This is a genomic window from Parabacteroides leei, from assembly GCF_023369805.1.
In the GTDB taxonomy this organism is placed as follows: domain Bacteria; phylum Bacteroidota; class Bacteroidia; order Bacteroidales; family Tannerellaceae; genus Parabacteroides; species Parabacteroides leei.
Genome location: NZ_JAMBQG010000002.1, coordinates 485,003 through 497,730, shown reverse-complemented (window position 1 = coordinate 497,730; position 12,728 = coordinate 485,003). Strand labels below are relative to the sequence as shown.

10 protein-coding genes are annotated in these 12,728 nt (G+C 42.0%); 7 read left to right on the top strand and 3 right to left on the bottom strand.

The genetic code is table 11. The annotated features are described in order from the left end of the window. Nucleotides 1-190: 190 nt before the first annotated feature. Nucleotides 191-880, bottom strand: a complete 690-nt coding sequence (locus tag M1P97_RS05645; RefSeq protein WP_195370897.1) for an ABC transporter ATP-binding protein — start codon at nucleotides 878-880, stop codon at nucleotides 191-193. Between the two features lie 603 nt (nucleotides 881-1,483). Between M1P97_RS05645 and M1P97_RS05640 the strand changes: the two genes are divergently transcribed. Beyond that, nucleotides 1,484-2,206 (top strand): MBL fold metallo-hydrolase, encoded by a 723-nt coding sequence (locus M1P97_RS05640; RefSeq protein ID WP_249388600.1) that lies wholly within the window; start codon nucleotides 1,484-1,486, stop codon nucleotides 2,204-2,206. Between the two features lie 17 nt (nucleotides 2,207-2,223). Then, a complete protein-coding gene (locus tag M1P97_RS05635; protein WP_249388599.1) occupies nucleotides 2,224-2,601 on the top strand; it encodes a VOC family protein in 378 nt (125 codons plus the stop codon). 33 nt (nucleotides 2,602-2,634) lie between these two features. Here the strand turns inward: M1P97_RS05635 and M1P97_RS05630 are convergent, their stop codons facing one another. Then, entirely contained in the window at nucleotides 2,635-3,108 is a 474-nt protein-coding gene (locus M1P97_RS05630) for a GyrI-like domain-containing protein (protein WP_195370891.1), read from the bottom strand. A 247-nt stretch (nucleotides 3,109-3,355) separates the two neighbouring features. On the opposite strand from M1P97_RS05630, the gene M1P97_RS05625 reads away from it, so the two are divergent. From M1P97_RS05625 to M1P97_RS05605, 5 genes are all read left to right on the top strand, one after another. Next, nucleotides 3,356-4,321: an ROK family protein gene (locus tag M1P97_RS05625; RefSeq protein ID WP_195370889.1), complete on the top strand. Its 966-nt coding sequence runs from the start codon at nucleotides 3,356-3,358 to the stop codon at nucleotides 4,319-4,321. A gap of 87 nt (nucleotides 4,322-4,408) precedes the next feature. Continuing rightward, complete coding sequence (locus M1P97_RS05620) at nucleotides 4,409-4,933, top strand: NUDIX domain-containing protein (RefSeq protein WP_195370887.1); 525 nt, start codon at nucleotides 4,409-4,411, stop codon at nucleotides 4,931-4,933. Between the two features lie 615 nt (nucleotides 4,934-5,548). Further along, entirely contained in the window at nucleotides 5,549-8,998 is a 3,450-nt protein-coding gene (locus M1P97_RS05615; RefSeq protein ID WP_249388598.1) for a SusC/RagA family TonB-linked outer membrane protein, read from the top strand. Between the two features lie 37 nt (nucleotides 8,999-9,035). After that, nucleotides 9,036-10,757 (top strand): SusD/RagB family nutrient-binding outer membrane lipoprotein, encoded by a 1,722-nt coding sequence (locus M1P97_RS05610; RefSeq protein WP_249388597.1) that lies wholly within the window; start codon nucleotides 9,036-9,038, stop codon nucleotides 10,755-10,757. 94 nt (nucleotides 10,758-10,851) lie between these two features. Then, on the top strand, nucleotides 10,852-11,193 hold the full coding sequence (locus M1P97_RS05605) for a hypothetical protein (protein WP_195370883.1): 342 nt from the start codon (nucleotides 10,852-10,854) through the stop codon (nucleotides 11,191-11,193). A gap of 106 nt (nucleotides 11,194-11,299) precedes the next feature. Here M1P97_RS05605 and M1P97_RS05600 read toward each other — a convergent pair whose 3' ends face one another. After that, a complete protein-coding gene (locus M1P97_RS05600; RefSeq protein WP_249388596.1) occupies nucleotides 11,300-12,703 on the bottom strand; it encodes an alpha-L-fucosidase in 1,404 nt (467 codons plus the stop codon). Nucleotides 12,704-12,728 lie beyond the last annotated feature (25 nt).

The window sequence follows — 12,728 nt, the reverse complement described above, 5'->3', positions numbered from 1 at the left end:
TAATCGCCCAAGAGGAATACCATGCTGAATTTTCGTTACAATGTTTAGTTTCTCTTCAAAACTGTGATGTCTATACATAAAAAATGCACCCCTAAAGTTTTATGTCTAACTTTTGGGGTGCACTTCAAAGCCGGTGAGGAATGTACGGAGCTTGTTCTTTTTGATCGTACTCCATATCTCGCGGAAATTATCAAAGTCGAACATACCCTTTTCCTCTTTCTATGTTTTCTATCAAACCATCCTTGACGCGGATAATCTTTTCTGTTGCATCGGCTACGGATTGTTCGTGGGTAACGATCACCATAGTCATGCCTTCTCTATTCACATTGCGAAGAAGTTCCATTACCTCAACCGTAGTCTTACTGTCAAGTGCACCGGTCGGTTCGTCGGCCAGGATTACCTGTGGTTTGGCAATCAGGGCACGGGCAATCGCAACACGTTGTTTCTGTCCACCGGACATTTCGCTCGGCATATGCTCCGCCCAGTCTCTCAGACCGACCATATCCAGATACTCCATCGCCATGGCATTTCTTTTCTTGCGATTCACTCCCTGATAATATAAAGGAAGAGCCACGTTCTCCATCGCATTCTTAAAAGAGATCAGGTTGAATGACTGGAAGATAAAACCGATCATCTGGTTACGAAGTTCAGCTGCACGGGTTTCGCTCAGGTTCTGAATCAATTGTCCGTTCAAATGATAAGTACCGGTATCATAAGTATCTAATATTCCCAATATATTCAACAGTGTCGATTTTCCCGATCCGGAAGCCCCCATGATCGAAACCATCTCTCCCTTTTCTATCTCCAGGTCTATACCTTTCAAGACATGCAACGGAGCACCATTGAAATACGTTTTGTTAATTCCTTTCAGCTGAATCATAATATCTGTCATTTCTTTTTATTATTAGACGTACACATTGCTAAAAATGTTACATGTTTAAGGAACTTTTTTATTCTCTGACGGAACAAATGTATATTTATATAAGATACCTTGTATCACAAGGTACTAATTATTACATTATATTAACTATTGCTTTATTACCATGTAAACACATAAAACTTATTAAATAAACTGATTATTCTTATTATTACTGCATCTTCCATCAATTTTAAGTATTAATTAATAAAATAATACCAACCGACAATCAAGACCAGATACTATACTTATCCTACAAAAGTAACATTCTGACCAATACTTATCAGCGACAGTTTCATATTTTATTCATGAAGTAATTGGCTGCCGATAATTATCAACAAGCCTGCTCACAATCGTCAACAAGCTTTCCCACAATTATCGACAAGCCTGTTGACAATTATCGGCAGCCAATCAGGTTGGTAACAAAAAGTACATTTCTCAAGATATATTTACATTCCATTGCCTACTATTTTCCAAATCACCCCATCCTTTTGTATATTTGTACCGCAGGAAGCAACTTAATCACCTGGTATCATGTTTTATTTACATGAGAAAAAAGAATACAGTATGAGACTTACTTATATTTATCATAGTGGCTTTGCCATCGAAGGAGAAGGATATGCGATCCTGATCGATTATTTTAAAGACACGGGCAAGACACCGGACACAGGATTCGTCCATGACGAACTGCTTCATCGCACAGGTACATTATATATACTGTCCTCCCATTTCCATCCGGACCATTTCAACCCGGATATCCTAAAGTGGAAAGAGATAAAACCGGATATCAAATATATTTTCTCCAAGGATATCCTGAAACGGAAACGTGCAAACGCCGAGGACGCAACTTATTTGAAAAAGGGAGACGTATTCGAAGACGAACATCTGCGGATACAGGCTTTCGGCTCGACCGACATCGGTATTTCTTTCCTGATAGAAGCAGAAGGCAAACTGTTGTTTCATGCAGGCGACCTCAACAATTGGCACTGGAAAGACGAGTCTCCCCCACAAGAGGTGGCAAAGGCTGAGGGCGATTATCTGCATGAACTGACAACACTGGCTCAAACGGCACAACATCTGCATCTGGCTATGTTTCCCGTCGATCCACGTATCGGCACGGACTTTATGCGTGGAGCCGAACAATTTATCGATAAAATAAAAACGGATGTATTAGTTCCGATGCATTTCTGGGAACGGCCGGCCGAAGTGATGGCTTTCGGACCTTATGCAGAGTCGAAAGGATGCCGCTATATATTGTTGTCCGTCCCCGGAGAAGGCACTGATTTTTAATTTAAAAGAAAACAATTATGGAAATTAAAGGCAAATTTGATCATTTCAACATCAACGTACTCGACCTTGAAAAAAGTATCGCTTTCTATAACAAGGCGCTGGGATTGAAAGAACACCACCGAAAAGAAGCAGCCGACGGCTCCTTCATCCTTGTTTACCTGACAGACGACCAAACTGGTTTCCTACTGGAATTGACCTGGCTAAGAGATCGCAACGAACCATACGAACTGGGAGATAACGAAAGTCATCTCTGTTTTCGCGTAGCCGGTGATTACGACGAAGTACGTAAATTCCACAAAGAAATGGACTGCGTATGTTATGAGAACACCGATATGGGATTGTATTTCATCAACGATCCGGACGATTACTGGATCGAGGTATTGCCTGCTAAATAAAACCGGGCAAACTGTCCATCTACCAAAATTGTATCAGCCCTTTACAGGCAATACAATTTTGGTCAACCTTTCATCATAAGGTTGATCTTTCTTTATATAATAGAATTCGTAGGCCGAACCTTCCGGTTCATATCCCTTCTGCATGATCCAGGCAGTCATTTCTCCGTACAAATAATCCATCTCTTCATAATCGCCCTTGAACATACAATGAACCACTTTCGTCTGAGGAATGATACGAGGTTGCAGGTTTTCATCACCATCCATCCAGATAGAGAGGGGAAAACAAATCTCCAAATCCAGGTTTTCCACATCCAGATTCAAATAATCGTGGTAAATAATAAAAGGAACATCGGTCATATATACTCCGGTAGGACGGAGAAGAGCTAGCACATCTTCGCGCTTTTTGGCAAACTGCCTTTCCAATTCTTTGTAGCTGATTTTCATGCGAGCCGATAAAACAGGTTGTTCTGCCCTGACCATGAACCGTATGTCTGAAACCTGTGGCATAGTGTTATTCATTAATGGGTTAAGAATTTATCAAAGATAAAACAATCATTGAAAGTAGCACTATCTGAAGAGGTGAAAAAGCTGAAAATGACATATTTTGATCCTGTAATTAACTAAACTTACATTTATCGTAATATTCTAAAACGAATCTCATTCTACATTTTTTTGAAGAAAATCATTGCAGCTAACCATATTCCTCTTATATTTGCTTTCCAGAAAACTCATTATTAATCATAAATATAAAATCATGGAGAAGCCTTATGTAGTAGGTATTGATATAGGCGGTACCAATTCTGTTTTCGGTGTTGTGGATGCAAGAGGAACAATCTTGTACAGTGGATCAATCAAAACAGGGAAATATAGTGATATCAATGATTATGTTACCGAACTCGGTCAGGGTCTGTCATTAGTAATCGATCAGGCCGGAGGTCCGGACAAAATCAAAGGTGTAGGCGTAGGAGCTCCCAATGGTAACTTCTTCAACGGCTGTATTGAATTTGCCCCAAACCTTCCGTGGAAAGGCAAAATTCCTTTGGCACAGTTGATCAGCGAACAGATCGGAGGTATTCCCGTTGCATTGACAAACGATGCTAACGCTGCTGCAATCGGAGAAATGACTTACGGCGCAGCACGCGGTCTGAAAGACTTTATCGTAATCACGTTGGGTACAGGTGTCGGTAGCGGTATCGTTATCGGTGGTAACCTGGTTTACGGACACGATGGATTTGCCGGTGAACTTGGTCACGTAATTATGCGTCGTAACAACGGACGTCCTTGCGGTTGCGGTCGTCAGGGATGTTTGGAAACGTATGCTTCGGCAACAGGTGTGGCTCGTACAGCACGCGAATATCTGGAAATCCGCAAGGACGACAGTTTGTTGCGTGAACTCGACCCGGACGAAATTACTTCAAAAGATGTATATGAAGCAGCTATGAAGAATGACAAGCTGGCTCTCGAAATCTTCGAATTCACAGGAAATATCCTGGGTGAAGCTTTTGCTGATGCTGTTGCATTCTCAAGCCCGGAAGCTATTATTCTATTCGGTGGTCTTACCAAGGCTGGCGATCTGATTATGAATCCGATCAAACGTTCTATGGAAAAGAATATGCTGAAAGTATACGAAGGTAAAACTAAACTTCTTTTCTCTCAATTGAAAGAAAGCGATGCCGCCGTATTAGGTGCCAGCGCTTTAGGTTGGGAAGTAAAAGAGTAATCGTATTTCACAGGGGGTCTGCCCCGGATCAAGGGCGGCTTCAAGCCGCCCTTATTCATTTATATACATTTATAATAAACCTATCCTATGAGTCATCCTTTACATCAGTTCGTCTACTGTCCCAAATGTGGTGCCAAAACATTCGTAGAACGCAACGAAAAAGCCAAACAGTGTACAACATGCGGTTTTGTTTATTATTTCAATCCTTCGTCAGCTGTCGCTTGCTTCATACGTAATGCGACAGGTGAAATGCTATTAGTACGACGTGCCAAAGATCCGGCCAAAGGCACACTCGATCTTCCGGGAGGATTTGTCGATATGTACGAGTCGGCGGAAGAAGCAGTTCATCGCGAAGTAAAAGAAGAGACAGGACTGGATATTACCAAATGCCGTTATCTGTTTTCTATCCCTAATCTTTATATGTATAGTGGTTTTGAAGTGCACACAGTAGACATGTTTTTCGAATGCCATGTGGAAAACTTCAACAATGTTCATGCAGAAGATGATGCTGCCGAAATCGTTATTATGAAAAAAGAAGAGTTAAATGCCGACGATTTCGGATTGATGTCAATAAAGAAGGCTATTGGGGTTTATCAAAAAAGCAACAGCTAACTTTCACATTTTCATTTCTACAATTGACAATTAGAGAGCGGCGCATTCCGCTCTTTTTGTTTTCTATATTATAGATCTCTACACCCAACTATAGTTATAAGATTTTTTTCAAAAAAATAGGACACATAATCATAAATAGCACCTTAGTTCTAAAAGAACTCCGTACTAAATATCTGGCACAAATGTATTAATTATTTATTACGTATTGTTATTTTACGTCAATAAAAGTGATATTTTGCTTTGTTTTTAACACTTCCAATAAGAGAGCAAATATAATAACCGGAAAATCCGACTACAAACTTTACCCTTTGATTATATTCATATTGTATATTTTATTCGTATTATAATCCGATATATCAACCACAATTTACACCTTATCAATTTACACAATATTTATTAACTGCAAAGAACGTAATCAATCACAAGTCTCCAACAGCTGTTTTGTAAAAAAGTTTTTTTAATCAGACTTAACAATCCGTATATACCTAATAATAATAATGTTATGAGACCAGGATAGCCTTAGTACTTTTAGAACTAAGATCAAAAACATCAATAAACGTCAAATCTAAGGTAACTCCACTAACACTAGTATTATTATCTATAAACTCATTAATTATGTTGAAACACTTCAAACCTGTCAGCTTAATTCTTATCGCAGGAGCGATAACACTTCCCGCAAGTGCCTATGCTGACTTAGCGCCAGAGAAGCAAGGAACCGCCATTTCTCAGCAAAACGGGAAAGTGACCGGTGTTGTAGAAGATGATTTCGGCCCTGTAGCCGGAGCATCAGTAGTGATCAAAGGAACCACAAACGGTAGTATTACCGACATGGATGGTAACTTCAGCCTGGAAGGAGTAAAAAACGGAGACATTATCCAGATATCCTTTATCGGATATGCGACTCAGGAAATTGCTTATGCAGGACAAGCTTCATTGAACATTAAATTGGCTGAGGACAGCCAAAAGCTCGACGAAGTAGTTGTAACGGCTTTGGGTATAAAGAAAGATGCCAAGAAGTTAGGTTATGCAGTAAGTAATGTATCATCTGACGAATTGACCAGAACCGGTGGTTCGAACATCGCTAGCGGACTTTACGGCAAGGCAACCGGTGTACGTATTCAGGCTGCTCCCGGTGGCGGTACATCAGCGGTATCTATCTCCGTACGTGGTCTTTCCTCTATCACGGGTAATACGCAACCGCTTATTATCATGGATGGTGTGCCTCTTCACAACGGAAACACCAATAATGATGATTATTGGGGTAACCAACGTATCAACTCCAACGGTATGGTCGATATCAACCCCGAAGATATCGAGAACATCTCTATCTTAAAGGGTGCTGCCGCTTCAGCATTGTACGGTTCGGAAGCTGCCAACGGTGTTGTGATGATCACGACCAAGAAGGCAAAAGCTGGTACTGGTACAAAAATCGATTTCAGTGCCAACGTAAGTTTCGACAAAGTTGCCTACATGCCTGAAATCCAGAAAGAATATGGCCCAGGTACCGACAACTCTTCCTTAGGGAACGATAACCCAGAGGCATTGACTGGTTTCCGTCAGCAACTTGTCGACCGTAACGGCAACACGATCGTTACACCTAACCAAGAAACATACTCCGCATGGGGTGCCAAATACGATCCGAGCAAGATGGTAACCTATTTCGACGGTACACAGCGTGCATACACTCCGATCGACCACAACCAGTGGGCAGACATCTTCCGCACCGGTATAAATCAGACATACAACCTGTCACTAACCAATAGTACTGAGCATAATAATGTACGTTTCTCGTACACCTACAACGATGCGCAGGCCATGCAGCTCAACTCAAACAACCACAAGCATAACTTCAACCTGAACGGTACATTCGATGTGAGCAAGACAATCAAGTTGAACTATACAGCCACTTATCAGAACCAATACATTAAGAACCGTCCGTATCGTATCAGCCGTTTGACTAATAACTTTACCGGTTTCTTCAATGGTTTCACCGATGTTGCTTATATACGCGACCATACGGTGACAAGCCTCGGTTACATGAACAGTATCTCAGCTAACAACGGCGGTACAAGCGATACTTTAACACCGGATGAACAATTCCTTTACACACCAATGGGTTCAACCTCACTGATGGATGAATATTTCTGGAAGATTATGGGTAATGAACAATTGGAAGAACATCAGCGTTTCATCGGTTCCGTCAACCCGACCTGGGAGATCATCCCCGGATTGACATTAGGTGGACGTCTGGCTGCCGACCTCACCGTCGATAAAATCGAAAACAAAAACTACGCAAGTAACGCTCATGTATTTTCTACCAACGGCCAGTACAGCGACTCTTACGGATTGAACAACAGTCGTTACCAGATTATCTACAGCGATGTGATGTTGATGTTCGACAGAACATTCAATGAGCTCCATAACGTAACAGCCAACCTGGGTTGGACAGCTCGCGAAGAATCCTATTACAAATCAGATGTGAGTACCAATCAGGGGCTGACACAGGAAAACTGGTTCCACTTGAACGCCTCCGTCGGCACAAAGAATGCGAGCATGACCAAACAGGAATTGCTTAAAACAGGAGCCTTCCTGACAGCCAGCTACGGTTATAACGGATGGGGATTTGTGGAAGGTTCTATCCGTCAGGAAAAGAGTTCGACCTTGAAGAAGGGCAATAACTCATTCTGGTATCCTTCTGCCAGCGTCAGCGTACTCTATACAGAGTTGCTGAAAGACCAAATGCCGACTTGGTGGAATTACGGTAAGGTTCGTGCCTCTTACGGTATCGTAGGTAATGCCCCCGAAATCTATCGCGCAAACCTGGCATTCGAACAGGGCTCTTTGCTGAGATCATCTACTTATGCCTATAATTATATAAATACAAGCATCGGTAACGAAGGTATTAAACCGGAAACCAAATATGAATTTGAAATCGGTTTGGAAAATAAATTCTTTGGGAACCGTTTGGGCATGGAATTCAACTTCTATAGCAACACCATCAAAGATCAGATTCTTTCTACAACCAGTGCTGCTTCAATGGGGGCAACAAGCATGTTGATGAACGTCGGCGAGTTGAGCAATAAAGGTATCGAATTAAGCGTATATGGCACGCCTTTTGAAAACAAGGATTGGAAATGGGATTTGCGTGCCAATGTAGCATGGAACAAAAACACGGTGAAAAAACTAGCCGATGGTCTGGACGTATTGAATCACACCAACATCGACGGTGGAGCTGCTGTTCTTGAATCGCATGTAGGCGAATCTATGGGTGACTGGTACACCTATACCTGGAAAACCGACGAAAACGGTAACTACATCGTAGGTAGTAATGGTTTGTATATCAGCGACACTTCAGAGCGTCATAAAGTAGGTAACGCCATGCCAAAGGTAACCGGAGGTTTCGGTACAAGCCTAAGCTACAAGAACTTCACATTAGACATGGCATTCGACTTCCGCTTCGGTGGCGATGTATTGAACAGCCCTTGGCAGTTTATGATGAACACCGGTACTATTACCGATGCTATTGGTGTCCGTGACCGTTCAACCGGCGGTTTGTTCTACTACAGTGAGACAGAAAAGATGGAAGACAAAGGAGCTATTCATGTGCTTACTCCGGATGAAGTCGCAAGTATTGAAGGCAACTACCAACGTGGCGATATGTATAACGGCCACTATCTGTGGGACAACGGTTTGATCCTTCCGGGTGTAAAGGAAGACGGTACACCGAACGATATAGTTGTAACTCAAAGGGAAGCTAACAGCAAACTTTATGGTTGGGGAACAAATGCAACCCGGACTTATCAGGATGCTATCCAGAAAAACAGCTACATCAAATGTCGTGAAATCAGCCTGGGTTACACTTTGCCAGCAGAATGGACCAGAAAGTTTGCTTGCAACAACCTGATGGTTTCCGGTTTCGTACGTAACCCATTCTATGTATATCGTACTTTGAAACTGTTCGACTCTGAAGCGACAGACGGAACAAACTGGATCTACCAGGCACAAATCGGCGGTTCTACAGCCAGTGCACGTACATTCGGTTTCTCAGTCCGCGCAAGCTTCTAACTTACTAATTATTAAATCAGATTAAAAAGAAGAATTTATGAAAAAGATATTTTCATTGTTAGCAGGAGGAATCATACTGGTATCGCTCGCCTCATCATGCGCCGATTCAGCGTATGATGACAAGTATGCTGATCCCTCGAAGACTACAACAGTAGGCGTTCCTCAGGTATTTACCGGCGTGATGTACAAAGGTAATACATGGATGAACCCAATTTATTATCGTCATTGGATACAATCTACCACATCCGGTATTTTCTCCGGTATAATTGGCACCAACAATGCAGCTGGTCGCTATATGGGATCCGGTGAAGGCCGTTATGACGATCGTTGGAAAAACTTCTATGATATGGTAACTCAGTTACGTTTGTTGGAATATAACTACGAAAATCTTTCGGATACGGAAAAACCTTCTAACTTGGTGTTCTATTATTTAGGGCGTACAATGGTTGAAGCGCAACTACATGAAATGTTGTCTGTGTTCGGCGATGTTCCTTTCAACGGAGCCGGTACGCTTTGGAGAGACGGAGACTATAATGCTGCCAAAGAGAAATGCGTTTATGATGACGACGTTGTACTGTACAAACAGATTCTTACCAACCTGAAAGAGGTAGGTGACTATTTCGCCAGTGGCAATGTGGACGCAATCGGTCTTACTTCTTTAAGCCGTCAGGATTATACAATCGCTGCCGGGGATGCAACAATTTGGCAAAAATATGTAAACTCGCTCCGCTTGCGTATTGCCCTTCATTTGTCAACTGCCGGCGATTGCGTAACTGAAGCACATGCTGCCATTGCCGAAATCCTGAATAATCCGGGCAAGTATCCGCTGATTGACAACAATACGGAAAATATGGGAGTAACAGCCGACACCCAAAAGGATGAATTTAACTTCGGTAAGTCATTCTCTCAAGCACTTCGCTCAAGTGGTATGGCAGCTTGTTCACAAACAGTTCTGAATGCGATGAATGTACCTGCAAACGGTATACCCGGCGAAAATACTGACCCACGTCTGGAAGTTATGTACGATTGTAATCCCGATGGGGAATACATTGCTTACGATGTTATGATGACTGATGTTGAAATCACGAATCTTTCAAACAAAAAGCATCAGGAATATGTAAACAGAGGTATGTCACAAGCCAACTATTTTTGTGAAATCGACACCATCGCTGCCGCTGGCTGGGATACATATCAGGGAAATGAAAACATATTCGGTCTATGGCTGAGTGCTGCAGAGGTTAGTCTCAGCAAGGCAGAAGCCTATTTGATGGGGTATGGCGTGGCAGCCGATGTCAACAAGGCAAAAGCTCACTTCGTTGAAGGTGTGAAACTATCTACCCAATATTATTGGGATATGAAAGAGACAAGTTCACTTCACAAGGCAGGTAATGACAGCTACAGAGGATTCCGTCCGCTGGTCAGACCGACAGACGACGCAATCACAACATACGCTGAAAGTATCTGGAAACCGACACAGGAAGCAATCTGCACACAACTATGGTTAGACTTCGGCTTCATGAACAAGCTGGAAGCATGGAATGTAGTACGTCGTACCGGTTATCCTGTTGTAGAATTTGCAACAGACAACCAGGTATCTAATTACCCGACTCCTCCTAACCGTCTGCCCTATCCGAACGATGAGTTGACATACAACAGTGACAACTGCCAGGCAGCGATCGCCAAGAATTACGAAGAGCCAAGTGGTTATTATACCAACCTGTTCTGGGCTAAGAAAGAGTATTACAAAATGGTTAGATAATCAATAAACTTATTTATAATAATGAGTGTGGCAATAATGAATGTTGCCACACTCAATTACAAAGAATTTATTAACACATTAAATCTAATTAGTCATGAAAAGAATCATTTTTATCCTTTCTCTTATCTTAATGGTAGGGATACAAGCAAAAGCACAAAAGGGTCCTGTTTTCGAAGGTTCATGTATTGATGTCATCCGACAAGATCCGACACAAGGTTTATTTTATAATTTTCCTATCAGTCATGTCCTACCTATATATTGTGCATTTGTAACACCTACTATTGTAAATGGTTACACCCAAAGTATGACTATTTCGGATGGAGAAATTGAAATGCTTTATTTTAAAAATAAGCAAAAAGGCTACTACGATCTGCCTATTCAAGTTGAAAATAATGGCAGTGTAGTCAATTGCTATATACGAATACAATTTATCTAGAAATAACGATACTTCCACAACAATTAAATAAAACATAATTGATGGTAAATGTGGAGACTGAAACCGCCCCGAAGTGATTCGCGGCGGTTTTACTTTATATACTATATCAGCGTTGTTCATCATACACCCCGAACTCAGCAATTGAAGCCTGCCCATTGGTGCTATCTATTTCTATTTTGACTTTGTTTCCCCAGACACGGTCGAAACGATGTACTTTAACTTTATCAGCTTTATCGCCCGAACAGATCTCTTTCCAGATACCATCAGCTTCATATAGCAAGCGATACCGTTGTATACTTCCCTTAAGGTCGGTTATTGTTATCATATTAAAAGAATGGCATTTATCCAGATCCACTTCAAACCAGGGCTTTGCTACAGCCTTGTTCGAGAGCCAACTGGTTGTAAAGTCGTCATCATTACCAAAATCCATGATCATCATATCCTCACTCCAACTGGAATTGGCCGGTTTATGTTTGGCTATGTTCGTTGCAATTATCGGGGCATCATAGGCCGGAAGTCGGGGTACGGCTACATCGTCTTTCCAAAGCTCTCCGATCTTCTTCAATCCCTCAACGGCATTCGGGTCGATCAGACCGTCACGGTTAGGAGCCACATTCAATATAAAATTGCAATAAGCCTGATTGAAGGGTTCCAGATTATCCTTAACGATCGCAACGGGATCTTTTACAGGCGATACCGGGAAAGGCTCTTTCCAGAACCAGCTTTTATTGATCGGTAAGCAAGACAAAGCAGGAAGTCGGTTCGACTCTTTCGAGATATGCTGCCCGGCATTCTGTTCATACGACTTTATATCTGTGTAAAACAAGGCATCTTTCGGATATTTGGCAGCATTCAGATCCATCACCAGGCAGTTGGGCTGAAGCCTTTTAATCAGGCGGTATATTTCCTGGAAAGGAACATCTTCATAAGATATTCTCGACCAGGGAGCATCCCAGCCGTCGATGATGATCGCGGTTATCTCGCCATAGTTAGAGAGAAGCTCCGTCAACTGTGCCTTCACCATGTCGATATGCTCTTTCGTGATAAATCCGGGACGCAATTTATGATGCGTATCCAGTATAGAATAATAAAGCATCGTTTTAAGTCCCTGCTTCCGGAAAGCCTCCACATATTCTTTTACTACATCCCGCTTGAGCGGACTGTTCATAACATTATAACCAGTCGTTTTTGTATCCCATATACAAAAACCGCTGTGATGTTTGGTCGTCAGACAACCATAACGCATCTTGGCCGCTTTGGCTGCTTCCGCCCACTGGTTACAATCCAGTTTCATAGGACTAAAGATAGCCGGACTGGCATCGGGATCAGCCCAGTCGTCACTCATAAAAGTCGGAATATTAAAGTGTATAAACATCCCGAATTTCAGATCGACAAATTGCTGCTGCAAAGTACGCAGATCCGAAGTTCCATTTGTCGGTTGTGTTTTACCCTGTACCGCCAGGCAACATAAAAAGGTAAGACACAAAAGAATTGATACATTTTTTCTCATAACTGTTCCTTATTAAAATATTTGC